The following is a 16033-nucleotide window of genomic DNA, read 5'->3' as shown; positions in this document are numbered from 1 at the left end:
TTTTCGAAATTAATTTATAATGTCTTGAGGGGAGGTGAACACATTGGCAGATGTATTAGAAAGAGTAACTAAAATCGTTGTAGATCGTTTGAACGTAGAAGAATCAGAGGTAAAACTTGAAGCTTCTTTCAAAGAAGATCTTGGTGCCGATTCCCTGGATGTAGTTGAACTAGTCATGGAATTCGAAGACGAGTTTGATATGGAAATTTCGGACGATGACGCTGAAAAAATCGCCACAGTAGGTGATGCTGTGAATTACATACAAAGCACTATGTAATGAATTGTCATTTGACTAAAAGCTCCGTTTTTTAACGGGGCTTTCTCTTATTGCTAAAGAAGTTTGATGCCGCGTAAGATAAGGGAATGAGCATGTACGCGGGTAAGCACCGCCTGCATGGCAGTGGTCTTTTGCCATTGGTTTTCTTTAAGCGGATAATAATGTATGATGGTACATAGGAAAGCTTGACAGGAATTCCTGCCAGGTTTCTTTTTATATATTGGAAAAATATGCTTTTTGAACCGTTGTGGAGGGTTTTGTGAGATGCGTAGGAACGGAAATAATCGTAAACCATCAATTAAGGATAATAAATTTAAACAGTTGCAAGAAAATCTGGGTTTTCATTTTAAAGATGAAAATTTATTGAAACAAGCTTTTACACATTCATCTTATGTGAATGAGCATCGCCGTAAGCCTTATGAAGATAATGAAAGGCTTGAATTTTTGGGAGACGCTGTACTTGAACTGACCATCTCTAAATACTTATATCAAAAATATCCGATGATGAGCGAAGGTGAACTTACCAAACTGAGGGCAGCCATTGTATGTGAGCCTTCACTTGTTGCTTTTGCCAATAGTCTTTCTTACGGGGAATATGTATTGCTCGGAAAAGGGGAAGAAATGACAGGCGGAAGAGAACGCCCTGCCATGCTTGCGGATGTATTCGAAGCCTATATTGGAGCTTTGTACCTTGATCAAGGATTAGAGCCAGTTGTTCAGTTTTTGACGAATGTTGTGTTTCCGAAGATAGACGAGGGTGCTTTTTCTCATGTGATGGATTATAAGAGCCAGCTTCAGGAGCTGATCCAGCGTGATGCCATCGGTGTCCTGCAATATAAGATCTTGCAGGAAAAAGGACCGGCTCATAATCGGGAGTTTGTTTCGACCGTCTCCTTGAATGGGGAAGAGCTGGGCTCTGGAATAGGAAAGTCCAAAAAAGAAGCGGAGCAGCATGCTGCCGAGCATGCATTGATCGTTTTAAAAGAAAAAAAATCAACAAGATAGTTGAACAGTAGAGGGGGAAAGGTCATGTTCCTCAAACGTTTGGACGTTGTAGGATTTAAATCTTTCGCAGAGAAAATTTCGATTGATTTTGTACCTGGTGTCACGGCAGTGGTTGGACCAAACGGAAGCGGTAAAAGTAATGTGACCGATGCAGTCCGATGGGTACTTGGAGAGCAGTCTGCGAAATCACTGCGTGGAGCAAAAATGGAAGATATCATCTTTTCGGGAAGTGACACGAGGAAAGCGTTGAATTTTGCGGAAGTATCATTGACCCTTGATAACGAGACCAATTCCCTGCCGATTGACTTTCATGAAGTCAGTGTGACAAGACGTGTATATCGATCGGGAGAAAGTGAATTTTTCATTAATAATCAAGGTTGCCGTCTGAAAGACATCATAGACCTTTTCATGGATTCTGGTCTTGGGAGAGAAGCGTTTTCCATCATCAGCCAAGGGAAAGTGGAAGAAATCCTTAGCAGTAAAGCTGAAGAAAGACGAGTGATTTTTGAAGAAGCAGCCGGTGTCCTGAAGTATAAAACGAGAAAACGAAAAGCGGAATCGAAGCTGACGGAAACACAGGATAACTTAAACCGTGTCCATGATATCCTCCATGAATTGGAGGGGCAGGTGGAGCCGTTAAAAATTCAGTCTTCCCTCGCCAAGGAATTTTTGGCGAAGAAAGACGAGCTTGAGCAAATAGAAGTGGCTTTAACCGTTTTTGAAATAGAAGAACTTTATGAAAAATGGGAAAACCTATCACAGGAACTTGAAAAACATAATGAAATGGAACAGCAAATGGCAGGACAGCTTCATGATAGGGAAGCTCATCTCAAAAAGCTAAGGGATAGTCTTGCGACGCTTGAGACATCGATCAATGGTCTTCAGGAAATTCTCCTGAATGCCAGCGAAGAACTTGAAAAGCTTGAAGGCCGTAAAGAAGTTTTGAAAGAACGGAAAAAGAATGCCGCCCAAAACAAGTCACAGCTGGAAAAAGCGATTGTGGAAGGTGAGGCTGCTGTCGAGCGTCTGTCTTTGCAAAAGGAAAGAGAAACGGAAATCCTGAATGCACTGAACTTGGAAGTGAAGGGGATTTCTGAAACTCTACATGAAAAACAAAAAAGCCTGGGCCTATTCAATAGTGATATCGAAGCGATGATCGAAGCGAAAAAGAGTGACTATATCGAGTGGTTGAACAAGCAGGCATCGGCTAAAAACGAAAAACAATACCTGCTCCAGCAGCTAACACAGCAGGAACATAAAAATGCTAAACTTGACATGGAAAATGAAAAGTTCTTAACCGAAAGAATGGATATCACTGCTAAAAAAATGGAATATTCAAAGCTGATGGACAATATGACCAAGCAGCTTGAAGAGCATGTCACTTATTTCCGAAATCAGCAGAATAAATTGAATGCGGCAAAAGATACGTATCAAAAACAAGAAACCACCCTTTATAAGGCCTATCAATTCCTTCAACAGGCAAAATCACGTAAGGAACTGCTTGAAGAAATGGAAGATGATTATGCAGGCTTCTTTCAGGGTGTAAAAGAGGTTTTGAAAGCGAAAGAAACCCTTCCAGGCATTGAAGGGGCAGTTGCGGAATTGATAAAGGTTCCAAAGGAATATGAAACGGCCATCGAAACGGCTCTGGGCGGAGCGATGCAGCATGTTGTCGTGGAACGCGAGGAGCATGCACGGGAAGCCATTTCATTCTTGAAGAAAAATAGGTATGGGCGTGCGACGTTCTTGCCTTTATCAGTCATAAAGGCAAGAGAGATATCAGCTAACCAATTATCGATGCTGAAGAGCCATTCCGCTTTTGTAGGGACTGGTTCCTCATTGATCCAATATGATGATAGGCATGCAGCGATTGCTGAAAACCTATTGGGAACCGTGATCATCACCACTGATTTGAAAGGCGCAAATGACCTGGCGAAAATGATGCAGCACCGTTTCCGCTTCGTAACGCTTGAGGGGGATATCGTCAATCCAGGCGGTTCAATGACTGGCGGAGCCTTAAAGCAAAAAACGACCTCCCTGCTTTCAAGGAAAACGGAATTGGAAGAGCTCCAACAAAAACTTGCTGCCATGGAAGCTAAAACGAATCAGCTAGAAAAGCAAGTCAAACAGCTCAAAGTGGATGTGGGTCTTCAAGAGCAAACGCTTGAACAAACCAGAAAAACAGGAGAGAGACTTCGTTTACAAGAACAAACCCTTAAGGGTGAACTCCGTGAAGTGGAGCTGCAGGAAAGAAATGTGAATGAACGGCTGCATCTTTATGATTTGGATAAAAATTCATATTTAGAAGAACAGCAGCAAAAAACAGCAAGACTTGAAGAGCTGGAAGAACTTTTGGACTCATGTAAATCGGAAATTGAGGGGCTTGACAAGTTGATTTCCGAAATGACGGAACAAAAGCAATCCCAACAATCCTCAAAGGAGAGCCTTGCTGAAGAAACGAATGAACTGAGGGTAATGCTTGCCTCTAAGCGTGGCCAGCTGCAAAACCAAAAAGAGAAGATGGAACGCATTGAATCGGATCTTTCAAAGGAAACAAGCAGGCTTGCCGAAAACAAAGATGATTTAGGCCTCCTTACCAATGAAATGACAGACAGTTCAAGCGGGGAAGAGTCACTGGAAGATATGGCTCAGCAGAAATTGCTTGACAAAAATGGGGCAATTGAAGGAATCACCATAAAAAAACAGGAAAAAAACGAGCTTCTAAAGGAAGTTGAATCGCTTGAACTGTCCTTAAAAGAAGAAAATCGACTTTATAGAGGCATTGTCGAAGTGATAAAGGATGAAGAAGTGAAATTAACTCGTCTGGATGTCGAACTGGAAAATCGTCTCGAGCACTTGAGAGAAGAATATACCCTTTCCTTTGAAGGTGCTAAAGAACAGTATCCATTGATGATGCCTGCAGAAGAAGCTCAAAAAAGGGTGAAGCTCATCAAGCTTGCAATCGAGGAACTGGGAACGGTGAATCTAGGTGCAATTGATGAATACGCACGTGTAGCTGAACGCTATGAATTCCTTCTAAGTCAAAAGGAAGACCTTCAACAGGCGAAGGATACATTATTCCAGGTCATAGATGAAATGGATGATGAAATGAAGCGGCGCTTTGCGGATACCTTCTATTCGATCCGTGAAGAATTCGAACAAGTCTTCAAAGCTTTATTTGGCGGAGGCAGAGCCGAGCTGAAACTGACAAATCCGGATGATTTACTAAATACAGGTGTGGATATCATTGCACAGCCTCCCGGGAAAAAACTGCAAAATTTGAGTCTCTTATCCGGGGGAGAAAGAGCATTGACAGCCATAGCCCTTTTATTCTCCATTCTAAAAGTGCGTCCGGTGCCTTTCTGTATCCTTGATGAAGTCGAGGCAGCGCTTGATGAGGCGAATGTTGTCCGGTTCAGTCAATTTTTAAGGAAGTTCAGCAGGGAAACGCAGTTCATCGTGATTACTCACCGCAAAGGCACGATGGAAGAAGCAGATGTCCTATATGGCATTACGATGCAAGAGTCAGGCGTCTCCAAACTTGTTTCCGTCCGGATGGAAGAATCAGAAAACTTTATTGAAGTTTAAAATTCATGAATTAGAGGAAGTGGGACAATGAGTTTTTTCAAAAAGCTAAAAGAGAAATTTACGACCCAGGAAGAAAAAGAAAAAGAAAAATCAGTCGAAGCAGAAGTATCCATAGGGGAAAAATTCAAGCAAGGTTTGACAAAGACGAGGAATTCCTTTACAGGAAGGGTTAATGAACTTGTTGCCCGTTATCGGAAAGTGGATGAGGACTTTTTTGAAGAACTTGAAGAAATCCTGATACAGGCAGATGTAGGCTTTGATACTGTGATGGAACTGATTGATCAATTGAAAAGGGAAGTCAAGCTTCGTAATATCTCTGATACGAGGGAAGTGCAGTCCGTTATTTCCGAAAAGCTAGTGGAAATCTACCAAGGTGATGATGAAGCGACTTCAAGCCTGAATATACAAGTAGAGGGTTTGACGGTCATTTTGTTTGTAGGGGTTAATGGGGTAGGTAAAACGACGACCATTGGTAAACTTGCCCATAGATTCAAAATGGAAGGTAAATCAGTCGTATTGGCTGCAGGGGATACCTTCCGTGCCGGTGCGATTGAACAGCTTGAGGTTTGGGGAGAGCGTGTCGGCGTCAGTGTAATCAAACAGGGTGAAGGCTCTGACCCTGCAGCGGTCATGTTCGACGCCATTCAGGCCGCCAAGGCACGAAAAGCGGATATCTTGATCTGTGATACTGCCGGTCGCTTACAGAATAAAGTGAACTTAATGAAGGAATTGGAAAAGGTGAAACGTGTAATTGAACGTGAAGTACCTGGTGCACCACATGAGGTGTTGCTTGCCCTTGACGCAACAACTGGACAAAATGCCCTCATTCAGGCAAAAACATTCAAGGAAGCGACCAATGTTTCCGGTATTGTTTTAACAAAGCTTGATGGCACCGCAAAAGGCGGAATTGTTTTGGCAATTCGCAATGAATTGGCCATACCCGTTAAATTTGTCGGGCTAGGTGAAAAAATGGACGATCTACAGGAATTCGATGCTGAGAAATATGTTTATGGCCTTTTTGCTGATATCATCGATAAAGAAGAGGTTTAAGAAAAATTGTAAGCCGGAAGAGATAATTCTCTTCTGGTTTTTCGTTCACTGTGTAAATTAGGGAAACAATTGCATAAAGGTCTAAAAAAGCGGAATAAAGAAAAAAATAATGCTTTGCAAACAAGTGGTAAGGAGTTTAACTTGACATCAAATAAACAAGGCTTTACAATATAAACTTGTAAAGGGTTTTCACTTAACAGCAGGGAGGCTTGCTAAGATGCTTGAAAAGACAACGCGGATTAATTATTTGTATGACTTTTACCAATCGTTGTTAACAGAGAAGCAGCAGAGCTATATGTCCCTCTACTATCTGGATGATTACTCTCTTGGCGAGATTGCCGATGAATACGAAGTCAGTAGGCAGGCAGTCTATGATAATATAAAAAGAACAGAAGCGATGCTTGAGGAATATGAAGCAAAGCTGTTGTTATTTCAAAAATTTCAAGAGCGTAACCAGTGGATTGCGAATATGAAGGGACTCATAGAAAAGGATTCCTTTTCAAAAGAGAAGCTGCTAGAAGCAATCACAACGCTTGAGAAGTTGGATTAGGAGGCGGCAATATGGCATTTGAAGGATTGGCCGACCGACTGCAGAGCACGATGCAAAAGATCCGTGGAAAAGGGAAAGTCAACGAAGCGGACGTTAAAGAAATGATGCGTGAAGTTCGATTGGCCCTGCTTGAAGCGGATGTTAACTTTAAAGTCGTGAAGGATTTTGTAAAACGTGTCAGTGAACGTTCGGTAGGTCAGGAAGTGCTGAAAAGCTTAACCCCCGGTCAACAGGTAATAAAGGTAGTCAAGGAAGAATTGACGGAGCTGATGGGCGGCGAACAAAGCAAGATTGCCGTTGCCTCGAAACCACCGACTGTCATCATGATGGTAGGTCTTCAAGGTGCAGGTAAAACGACGACCACCGGAAAGCTTGCCAATCTTCTAAGGAAAAAATACAACCGCAAGCCATTGCTCGTTGCGGCTGATATTTACCGTCCGGCGGCGATTAAGCAGCTTGAAACACTTGGCAAACAATTAAGCATGCCTGTTTTCTCCCTTGGGGACCAGGTCAGTCCTGTTGAAATTGCTAAACAGGCAATTGAAAAAGCTAAGGAAGAACATCATGATTATGTGTTGATTGATACCGCAGGTCGCCTTCATGTTGATGAAAACTTGATGGGCGAACTGAAGGATATCAAAGAGTTGACAAAACCAGATGAAATCTTCCTGGTTGTCGATGCGATGACCGGTCAGGATGCGGTCAATGTAGCCCAAAGTTTCAATGAACAGCTGGGCCTGACAGGAGCCGTATTAACGAAACTTGATGGAGATACACGTGGTGGTGCGGCACTTTCAATTCGTTCAGTCACCAACACGCCTATTAAATTCGTCGGTATGGGTGAAAAATTGGATGCACTTGAAGCTTTCCATCCAGAACGGATGGCGTCAAGGATCCTCGGCATGGGTGATGTGTTGACCCTTATCGAAAAAGCACAGGCCAATGTTGATGAAGAAAAAGCGAAAGAATTAGAGAAAAAGATGCGTACAGCCACTTTTACCTTTGATGATTTCCTTGATCAGCTCGGTCAGGTGCGGAATATGGGACCGCTTGATGATATTCTGAAAATGATTCCAGGTGCGAATAAAATGAAAGGGATGGACAACCTTCAGATCGATGAAAAACAAATCGGTCATGTTGAAGCTATCATCCGATCAATGACAACGCATGAAAAGGAACATCCGGAAACCATGAATGCATCCCGCAAGAAACGGATTGCCAAAGGAAGCGGCAGATCGATTCAAGAAGTGAACCGTCTACTGAAGCAATTCGAAGAAATGAAAAAGATGATGAAACAGGTTACGAACATGCAAAAAGGAAAGAAAAAGGGATTTAAATTCCCGTTCATGTAAGGTTTATTTCAGCTCGGAACTAAGGTGAAATACGGGTCGAAGCCATGTATTTCAACACTTTTTTTACCTGTTAAGAAAAAAACCTTTACAAACATGCAAGACATTTGATATTATACTATCTTGTGTGAAACTATTCGGAGGTGCTTATTTAAAATGGCAGTAAAAATTCGCTTAAAACGTATGGGAGCTAAAAAATCTCCTTTCTATCGTATTGTAGTTGCAGATTCTCGTTCACCACGTGACGGACGTTACATTGAAGTGGTAGGAACTTATAACCCGGTGGCTCAACCAGCAAAAGTTGATATCAACGAAGAGCTTGCTCTTAAATGGTTACAAGATGGAGCTAAACCATCTGATACAGTTCGTAACTTATTCTCAACACAAGGCATCATGGAAAAATTCCATGTTGCAAAAAACAGCAAGTAATCGACGGTAGTTGATGAAAGCACTGATTGAAACGATTGTTTCAGCACTTGTGGATTATCCGGAAGAGGTCATCGTGACCTCCAAGGAAGAATCCGACCGGATTGTTTATATCCTCTCCGTTCATAAAGAGGATATGGGCAAGGTGATCGGTAAACAAGGGCGTGTTGCTAAGGCGATTCGGACTGTGGTATATGCAGCAGGATCTTCACAGCAGAAGAAAATCTATTTGGAGATTTCCGAATAAGGAGGGTTAATTCCCCTCCTTTTTTTGTACTTCAAGAAAGCTTAGATCCCAATTGATCAAATTCGGGCTTTAAACTTTACGCCTTTTAAGACGCATCTTTTACCGATTTACGTTATACTTAAGAGAATGACCCCCATTTCAAAAAGATTACCCCATCATACATATTTTTAGAAGGAAATACGAAATCATAGATAATAGGAGGTGCTGGAATGAAAATTCTCCAAAATGTAATCGTTAACCAAGTATTAACGGAATCCAGCAAGAATCAGCTCCTCGAGAAATACAAGTCAAAACGCCTTCAGCTTCAAAAAGAGAGTGAACAGCTTCGCTTTGAACTGAAAAAACTTGAAAAAACAAGAACTCTCCAACCTGCTAGTCTCCGTGCTCATTTCGAAAAAGAAATAAACCAGAGGCAAGAAAAAATTAAACTGCTTGAATTTCAAATGGAGCAGTTGGAGATCCTTCCCGCCGGAAGTGAATTGAAGGAACGGGAAGTTCAAAGTATCATTGATGTGGAAATTGGGGCAGATTGGGACGAAATCATGGCAACGAAGACCATTGTCATTAAAGATGGAATCGTCTCGGAAATTCGTTAGAGGTGAAAGAATGGAAAAATGGTTTAATGTAGGTAAAATTGTCAACACACATGGTCTTTTAGGAGAAGTCCGTGTTATTTCTTCAACAGACTTTCCGGACAAACGATACAAAGTGGGAAATACTCTGTATTTGTTCAGGGACACTGAGAAAAAACCTTTGCCGCTTGTCATCAGGTCGCATCGCACCCATAAAAACTTTAACCTATTGACGTTCGAGAACTATTATAACGTCGGACAAGTCGAGGCTTTTAAAAACGGGGTCCTGAAAGTCAAGGAAGCACAGCTTGGTAAATTGGACGAAGGTGAGTTCTACTTCCATGAAATCATCGGCTGTTCGGTATTTACGGATGAAGGCATTGAAGTTGGGGAAATCATTGAGGTTCTTACGCCTGGTGCAAATGATGTTTGGGTCATTAAGAAAGCTGGCAGTAAGGACATTTTGATTCCGTATATTGAACAAATTGTTAAAGAAGTAGATATTTCCGCTAAAAAGGTCATCATTACACCGATGGAAGGACTTTTAGACTGATGAAAATCGATGTGCTTTCGCTTTTTCCAGAAATGTTCGAAGGGGTATTTGGTTCGTCAATCTTAAAAAAGGCTGCGGAAAAGCAGGCTGTCAGCTATAAGGTGACCAATTTCCGAGATTATGCAGATAATAAGCATTCGACGGTTGATGATTATCCGTATGGCGGCGGTGCCGGAATGGTATTGAAGGCACAACCGATCTTTGATGCCGTGGAAGCTCTTAAAGGGCAAGCTGAGCTAACCCCAAGGGTAGTCCTGCTTTGCCCCCAGGGAGAGCGTTACACGCAGAAAAAAGCCGAAGAGTTAGCTGAAGAGGAACATCTCATTTTCATTTGCGGGCATTATGAAGGGTATGATGAGCGGATCCGGGAGCATGTCGTCACTGATGAAATATCGATAGGCGACTTTGTGCTTACAGGCGGGGAATTGGGCGCAATGGTCATTATTGACAGCGTTGTGCGCTTGCTGCCTGGCGTTCTTGGAAATGTTGACTCCCCGATTCTTGATTCCTATTCTTCTGGTTTGTTAGAGCATCCACATTATACTAGACCTGCAGATTTCCGGGGGATGAAAGTTCCTGATCCGCTAATATCCGGGAATCATAAAAAAATCGATGAATGGCGGATGAAGGAATCCCTGCGCAGAACTTGGATTCGGCGTCCGGATTTGCTCGATAGTTATGAACTATCGGAAGTTGAAGAAAAATTATTGTCCGAGATTAAAAAAGAAGACTGATCTCTATTGCATCGACGTTTATAGTATGATAGGATATACCTTGTGACTTGGGCGAAATGCTCAGTCTTATAACGATGTTCCGCTGCAAACAATAAGTATTTGCATGAGCGTCCAGGAGGAGTTGAAATCGATGCAAAATCTTATTAACGAAATCACAAAAGAACAACTTCGCTCAGATCTTCCATCATTCAGACCTGGTGACACAGTACGTGTACACGTAAAGGTTATTGAAGGAACTCGCGAACGTATCCAGTTGTTTGAAGGCGTTGTAATCAAACGTCGTGGCGGCGGAGTTAGTGAAACTTTCACAGTACGTAAGATCTCTTACGGCGTTGGAGTAGAACGTGCTTTCCCTGTTCACACACCAAAAATTGCGAAACTAGAAGTTATCCGTCACGGTAAAGTACGTCGTGCGAAACTTTATTACCTACGCGAACTTCGTGGTAAAAAAGCACGTATTAAAGAAATTCGTCGTTAATTCTTCGAATATCTTCATGCGGGTTTACCATGATCCACATAAGGTGAATAACCAAACAGTATCATGCAAAAAGGGAGCTTGTTTATCAGGCTCCCTTTTTGCACTTTAAGAAACGATGAATACACTTACGGTGAAAACTATATAGAATCCTGCTCGCTATAGCGTCCGCAACATGTTAAAATAATTGTTGATATGCTTCAAAAAGGGTGTGTAAGGATGGCGAAAAAGAAAAATGAATTGTGGGAATGGACAAAGGCGGTCATAATCGCGGTTATAGCGGCGACGCTGATTCGTTATTTCCTTCTGGCTCCTATTGTTGTGGACGGTAATTCCATGATGCCGACATTAAAGGATACGGACCGCATGATCGTTAATAAAATTTCCTATTCGATCGGTGAACCGAAAAGATTCGACATTATCGTTTTCGAAGCTCCAGAAGGCAAGGATTACATAAAGCGGGTCATTGGATTGCCTGGGGAAAAAGTCGAATATAAAAATGATACTCTTTACGTGAATGGAAAAGCTTATGATGAGCCATACTTGGATGAATATAAAGAACAATTGATTGATGGCGGGGACTTGACGGAACCTTTTACATTAAGTGATGTCATAGAACAAGAAACGGTGCCTGAAGGCCACCTATTTGTCCTGGGGGATAATCGCCGTTTTAGTAAGGATAGCCGCCATTTTGGCGTAGGTGTCGTTCCTTACGATAAAGTGTTAGGAAAAACTAAATTAGTTTATTGGCCGATCGAAGACTTTCGATTGGCGGAATAGTAGGAAGGTGCATTCCATTGACAATACAGTGGTTCCCTGGCCATATGGCCAAAGCAAGACGGGAAGTAACAGAGAAATTAAAACTGATCGACATCATCTTTGAACTTGTGGATGCCCGGATACCGGCATCTTCACGAAATCCGATGATCGATGAAATCATTCAGCATAAACCGAGGGTCATCCTTTTGAATAAAGCTGATATGGCCGATCCGGTAAAAACGAATATGTGGCTTGAACATTATAAATCGCAGGGGAAAACGGCGATTGCCATTAACTCACAGGCTGGAAACGGTTTAAACCAGATTACAGCTGCTTCCAAAAAACTTTTAAAAGAGAAGTATGAGCGGATGGAATCAAGAGGAATAAAGCCGAGAGCGATCCGTGCCATGATAGTCGGCATTCCGAACGTGGGGAAATCGACTTTAATCAATCGGCTTGCCAAAAAGAACATTGCCAAAACAGGGAATACGCCTGGCGTCACGAAAGCGCAGCAATGGATAAAAGTTGGCAAGGAATTGGAATTGCTCGACACGCCGGGGATTCTCTGGCCGAAATTCGAGGATCAAGAAGTAGGCTTGAAGCTTGCGTTGACAGGTGCGATCAAAGATACGATTTTAAACTTGCATGAAGTCTCATTATACGGCCTTCGCTTTTTGGAAAAAGAATATCCGGATAGATTGAAATCCCGTTATAATCTGGATGTAATTCCGCAGGAAACACTCGAATTGTTCGATGCGGTCGGAAAGTTCAGGGGCTGTTTAGCATCTGGAGGGTTCATCGATTATGACAAGACCGCAGAGTTGGTCGTACGTGAAATCCGTTCAGAAAAGATGGGTCCGCTTACGTTTGAGGTCCCTTTGGATTATGAAGAGAATGATATCCCGAATAACATTAACAATGACCTGATTGTTGAAGACAATCAGTGAAAAGGATTGATACGGAGCTGGAGTATTGGATGTCGAAAAGGCTTACTCTTTTTGATGTCTCTTTTCCGCTCCGTATTTTTGTTTGAACTGTAGAAAGGGAGCTAGGCTGCCGATAATTAATATGATGGGTGATATAGATGATAACCGAAATGAGCATTAAGGAAATCTCCTCAAAGTTAAAGACAATAAGAGAGCCTGAAGATTTATTTTTACAGAAATGCCGGGAGGACGGACGAAAGGGAGTAACCGACTTAGTAAGCAAATGGCAAAGAGCTTATGAAAAAGAACAACAGGTAAGGGATGCTTTCACGGAAATGACGGAGTTTGAGCGTCAATTGAGAAAACAGGGGTTTTCCATTCTGGCTGGTATCGATGAAGTGGGAAGAGGACCTCTGGCAGGACCAGTTGTGACCAGTGCAGTCATCTTGCCTGAATCTTTTTATTTGCCTGGGCTTAATGATTCCAAAAAGATTCCAGAGGCAAAAAGGGAACTGTTTTATGAAATGATTTTTAAGGAAGCACTATCCATAGGTGTAGGTGTTGTACATAGCGAAGTAATTGATGAAATCAATATATATCAAGCTACGAAAAAGGCAATGGTGGCCGCATTGAACGATCTGTCGGAACTTCCTGATCATTTGTTGATCGATGCAATGGAACTGGATGTGCCGATTCCGCAGCTTTCGCTCATAAAGGGGGACGCAAGAAGCATTAGCATCTCTGCGGCCTCCATAATAGCGAAAGTAACCCGTGATAGAATGATGAAGGAATATGGTGAGAAATATCCGGAATATGGTTTTGAAAAGCACATGGGTTACGGGACAAGCCAACATTTAGAAGCGCTCGACACGCACGGGCTTACACCTTGGCATAGAAGAAGTTTTGCACCAGTTAAGGAAATAGCTGCAAGAACGAAGGATTAAGGGGGGGGAGTGGTGCAATCCATAACAATCGGTCAACCGTTATCTTCACCTATTGAAATAAAAGGAATTGTTAGTTGGAAAAACGGGCAAATCTTTATCGGGAAGGTGAATAAAGTTTTTCCTAACCAAACGGCCGAGGTACAGATTGGCCACCAAAAAATGATTGCCACTCTCGATATCCCGCTTCGGACAGGAGAAAGGCATTGGTTTCAAGTGCAGCACCCAATTGAGGGGCGGCTCGTGTTAAAAGCTTTAAATTCCCCCGATTTGAACGATTCCGGCATAAAGGGAACGGCTGCAAAATTAATCGCTCATCTCGGCATAACGCCCGAACCGTCCGCATTGAAGCTTGCCGAATATCTCCTGACAAATCGCCTCCCGATAACCAAGGATACTTTTCAGCCCGCCATGCAATGGTTAAAAGCTGCTGATGCTGCAGAAGCCGGTCTGCCTGTAATAAAAACGATGTTCATTCAGCAACTGCCTTTTGTAAAAGATGTATTTGATGCTTTATTTACACAGTCCAAAAGTGAACCTTTCCATAAACTTCTCAGTTGCTTCAAGCAAAAGCTGGAGGATGGTGAAGCAGAAACGAGGACTGCCGGCAAGCTGAGGGAAGTATTGGACTCCTTACACGTTGCTAAACAGAACCAGTTTCAACAAATCGGTTTGCAAAAACTAGTCACCACTTGGCTGGATTCCGATTCAACACCAGAAATGAAATCCGGTGCATTTTCCCTGCTCCAAAAGACGGGTTTCATTCCAAAGGGAATGACGGAATTTGTCTTTCTGGAGAATTTAATTGATGGATCTGAGGCTAGGTCAGGTATTGCTAAGAATTCAGCGGTTGATAAAATACATCAAGGATTGCAGCTGCTTTCCGAGGCAAAAAGCGGAGCATTTGCAAAAGTTGAAGAGATCGATACTGCTATTAATCGCATATTGAACGGTCATGAACACGAGGGGGCAAAACTGCCACATGATATCCACTCGATGCCGAGAAAAAACATTACTGCAGAAAAACTTTCCTCTCATGCCTTTCATTTACTCCAGAGTTCTTTTACCGAAGCAACAGCTAAAAAGGCACTAGGAGGAAAAATGGAAGTGAATGACCTTATAGGCTACTTGAATAAGGACACAGATCAAATAGCTGAGTCGAAGGGTAAGGCGGCTGAATTATTGTTCCAGTCGCTTAATAGGCTTCCTGAGGCCCAATACGCTAGGAATAATGAGAAGCTAGTCCTTTCACTTATATTGGAAGCTGAGTTTCAAACAATCGATTTCACCGATGGACCTTCTGTTGCACATCAGCTGAAAGAAATGACCAAGATCCTTGGTCTTCAGCTGGAACATGCACTCATTAACCTTTCTGGAGAAGATATGGCGGATTTCCCGAAGGATTTGGAGACACTTAAACCGCTGCTGCTTAAATTGCTGAATGAACAAATTCCGGCATCTATGAAGGAGATGGCAGAGCAAATCCTAAATCGGATTACTGCGCAACAGATCCTTTCACAGGAAAATGGACCGATTCAGAATTTACTTCTTACAGTTCCACTCAATCTGGGATCTGTTCAAACGGATCTGACTTTACAATGGAGCGGAAGAAAAACAAAAGATGGCAAAATTGACCCGGATTACTGCCGTGTCCTATTTTATTTAGAATTGGAACGCCTTAAAGAGACGGTCATCGACATGCAGGTTCAAAACCGAATCATCAAAGTGACGGTCATAAATGGGAATGGTGCGGTCCTTGAAGAGGCAGCCGGTCAATATCTTGACATCCTGAGAGAGAATCTCGAAAAAATGGAATACAGATTGTCAGGGGTTTCCTTTGTAAATCCCGTGAATGAAAAAGAGCGGGACCAAGGGGGGAAACCGATACCTTTTTCAGAAACCGGTTCGTATAGTGGAGTGGATATTCGAATATGATGAATGATAAACGAAAAGAAGCGATTGCCTTAAAGTATGATCAAAAGACATCTAAAGCGCCCGTCATATTGGCGAAGGGAAAAGGTAAAACCGCTGATATTATTCTGGAAAAGGCGATGAAACTGGATATACCAATCCAAAGGGACGAATCGCTTGCTGCACTTTTAGGTCAATTGGATATAAATCAAACGATTCCAGAAGAATTGTATGGAGCTGTTGCAGAGGTATTCGCATTCATTTATAAAGTTGACAAGGATATGAATCGGTAGTTTCCTAAATTATCCAGATGATATCGCTAAATGGATTACTGTTGGTTTATGTAGAATATTAGGGAAATCACTGATGAATTTTCATTATATTAAAAAAATACTAATGTATTTGCAAAAGGACAAGGCCATGGCTTTGTCCTTTTGCTTTTCCTTTGAATCAACACAAGGGTAATAGTAATTTATCAATGAATCGACCTCTGGGTTAATATAGTGAAAAGGCTTTCATGAAGGCATTTTTAGAAGATTTATAACGGTAATGACTTTTTTGAAAATAGATTTACAGATCCAAAATATATGAATTTAATAAGGAAAAAACACAACGGAGAAGAAGGTTTTCTCCATTTTTAACCTGGATATAGAAGTATATTATCTGTCTC

The 16033-nt window shown here is 42.1% G+C and carries 17 protein-coding genes; all 17 read left to right on the top strand.

The genetic code is table 11. The features are described from left to right. The first annotated feature begins 43 nt into the window (after positions 1 to 43). On the top strand, positions 44 to 277 hold the full coding sequence (locus ACWF5P_RS20810; protein ID WP_034313729.1) for an acyl carrier protein: 234 nt from the start codon (positions 44 to 46) through the stop codon (positions 275 to 277). A gap of 264 nt (positions 278 to 541) precedes the next feature. Then, positions 542 to 1282, top strand: a complete 741-nt coding sequence (rnc, locus tag ACWF5P_RS20805) for a ribonuclease III (RefSeq protein WP_101224626.1) — start codon at positions 542 to 544, stop codon at positions 1280 to 1282. 24 nt (positions 1283 to 1306) lie between these two features. Beyond that, entirely contained in the window at positions 1307 to 4870 is a 3564-nt protein-coding gene (gene smc, locus ACWF5P_RS20800) for a chromosome segregation protein SMC (RefSeq protein WP_452445222.1), read from the top strand. A gap of 27 nt (positions 4871 to 4897) precedes the next feature. Next, entirely contained in the window at positions 4898 to 5920 is a 1023-nt protein-coding gene (gene ftsY / locus ACWF5P_RS20795) for a signal recognition particle-docking protein FtsY (RefSeq protein ID WP_452445221.1), read from the top strand. A gap of 217 nt (positions 5921 to 6137) precedes the next feature. Further along, positions 6138 to 6470: a putative DNA-binding protein gene (locus tag ACWF5P_RS20790; protein ID WP_101224629.1), complete on the top strand. Its 333-nt coding sequence runs from the start codon at positions 6138 to 6140 to the stop codon at positions 6468 to 6470. Between the two features lie 11 nt (positions 6471 to 6481). Continuing rightward, entirely contained in the window at positions 6482 to 7822 is a 1341-nt protein-coding gene (ffh, locus tag ACWF5P_RS20785) for a signal recognition particle protein (RefSeq protein WP_101224630.1), read from the top strand. 153 nt (positions 7823 to 7975) lie between these two features. Next, entirely contained in the window at positions 7976 to 8248 is a 273-nt protein-coding gene (rpsP, locus tag ACWF5P_RS20780) for a 30S ribosomal protein S16 (RefSeq protein WP_057913437.1), read from the top strand. Between the two features lie 13 nt (positions 8249 to 8261). After that, entirely contained in the window at positions 8262 to 8492 is a 231-nt protein-coding gene (locus ACWF5P_RS20775; protein ID WP_048684915.1) for a KH domain-containing protein, read from the top strand. Positions 8493 to 8701: 209 nt separating this feature from the next. Then, positions 8702 to 9088: a YlqD family protein gene (locus ACWF5P_RS20770; protein ID WP_034313711.1), complete on the top strand. Its 387-nt coding sequence runs from the start codon at positions 8702 to 8704 to the stop codon at positions 9086 to 9088. Between the two features lie 10 nt (positions 9089 to 9098). Further along, entirely contained in the window at positions 9099 to 9617 is a 519-nt protein-coding gene (gene rimM / locus ACWF5P_RS20765; RefSeq protein WP_434169062.1) for a ribosome maturation factor RimM, read from the top strand. Then, positions 9617 to 10351: a tRNA (guanosine(37)-N1)-methyltransferase TrmD gene (gene trmD / locus ACWF5P_RS20760; RefSeq protein ID WP_101224632.1), complete on the top strand. Its 735-nt coding sequence runs from the start codon at positions 9617 to 9619 to the stop codon at positions 10349 to 10351. The genes rimM and trmD overlap by 1 nt, the downstream gene beginning before the upstream one ends. Positions 10352 to 10481: 130 nt before the next feature. Continuing rightward, positions 10482 to 10829 (top strand): 50S ribosomal protein L19, encoded by a 348-nt coding sequence (gene rplS, locus ACWF5P_RS20755; protein WP_034313702.1) that lies wholly within the window; start codon positions 10482 to 10484, stop codon positions 10827 to 10829. A gap of 216 nt (positions 10830 to 11045) precedes the next feature. Then, on the top strand, positions 11046 to 11606 hold the full coding sequence (gene lepB, locus ACWF5P_RS20750; RefSeq protein WP_101224633.1) for a signal peptidase I: 561 nt from the start codon (positions 11046 to 11048) through the stop codon (positions 11604 to 11606). A gap of 17 nt (positions 11607 to 11623) precedes the next feature. Beyond that, positions 11624 to 12532 carry a ribosome biogenesis GTPase YlqF gene (gene ylqF, locus ACWF5P_RS20745; protein WP_101224634.1) on the top strand — a complete coding sequence of 303 codons (909 nt, stop codon included), beginning with the start codon at positions 11624 to 11626 and terminating at the stop codon, positions 12530 to 12532. Positions 12533 to 12672: 140 nt separating this feature from the next. After that, positions 12673 to 13455 carry a ribonuclease HII gene (locus ACWF5P_RS20740; protein ID WP_230177691.1) on the top strand — a complete coding sequence of 261 codons (783 nt, stop codon included), beginning with the start codon at positions 12673 to 12675 and terminating at the stop codon, positions 13453 to 13455. Between the two features lie 12 nt (positions 13456 to 13467). Then, complete coding sequence (locus tag ACWF5P_RS20735) at positions 13468 to 15387, top strand: hypothetical protein (RefSeq protein WP_434169063.1); 1920 nt, start codon at positions 13468 to 13470, stop codon at positions 15385 to 15387. Then, positions 15384 to 15656 carry an EscU/YscU/HrcU family type III secretion system export apparatus switch protein gene (locus ACWF5P_RS20730; protein ID WP_397314480.1) on the top strand — a complete coding sequence of 91 codons (273 nt, stop codon included), beginning with the start codon at positions 15384 to 15386 and terminating at the stop codon, positions 15654 to 15656. The genes ACWF5P_RS20735 and ACWF5P_RS20730 overlap by 4 nt, the downstream gene beginning before the upstream one ends. Positions 15657 to 16033: the final 377 nt, after the last annotated feature.

Source organism: Peribacillus sp. NPDC055009 (genome assembly GCF_053608705.1).
Note: the sequence above shows the minus strand (reverse complement) of the source record. Positions and strands in the feature narration are given on the sequence as shown.

Excerpts from the sequence above, each read along its gene's own strand:
- rnc (WP_101224626.1), top strand. The coding sequence starts at position 542 with ATGCGTAGGAACGGAAATAATCGTAAACCATCAATTAAGGATAATAAA.
- smc (WP_452445222.1), top strand. The coding sequence starts at position 1,307 with ATGTTCCTCAAACGTTTGGACGTTGTAGGATTTAAATCTTTCGCAGAG.
- ftsY (WP_452445221.1), top strand. The coding sequence starts at position 4,898 with ATGAGTTTTTTCAAAAAGCTAAAAGAGAAATTTACGACCCAGGAAGAA.
- ACWF5P_RS20790 (WP_101224629.1), top strand. The coding sequence starts at position 6,138 with ATGCTTGAAAAGACAACGCGGATTAATTATTTGTATGACTTTTACCAA.
- ffh (WP_101224630.1), top strand. The coding sequence starts at position 6,482 with ATGGCATTTGAAGGATTGGCCGACCGACTGCAGAGCACGATGCAAAAG.
- rpsP (WP_057913437.1), top strand. The coding sequence starts at position 7,976 with ATGGCAGTAAAAATTCGCTTAAAACGTATGGGAGCTAAAAAATCTCCT.
- ACWF5P_RS20775 (WP_048684915.1), top strand. The coding sequence starts at position 8,262 with ATGAAAGCACTGATTGAAACGATTGTTTCAGCACTTGTGGATTATCCG.
- ACWF5P_RS20770 (WP_034313711.1), top strand. The coding sequence starts at position 8,702 with ATGAAAATTCTCCAAAATGTAATCGTTAACCAAGTATTAACGGAATCC.
- rimM (WP_434169062.1), top strand. The coding sequence starts at position 9,099 with ATGGAAAAATGGTTTAATGTAGGTAAAATTGTCAACACACATGGTCTT.
- trmD (WP_101224632.1), top strand. The coding sequence starts at position 9,617 with ATGAAAATCGATGTGCTTTCGCTTTTTCCAGAAATGTTCGAAGGGGTA.
- rplS (WP_034313702.1), top strand. The coding sequence starts at position 10,482 with ATGCAAAATCTTATTAACGAAATCACAAAAGAACAACTTCGCTCAGAT.
- lepB (WP_101224633.1), top strand. The coding sequence starts at position 11,046 with ATGGCGAAAAAGAAAAATGAATTGTGGGAATGGACAAAGGCGGTCATA.
- ACWF5P_RS20730 (WP_397314480.1), top strand. The coding sequence starts at position 15,384 with ATGATGAATGATAAACGAAAAGAAGCGATTGCCTTAAAGTATGATCAA.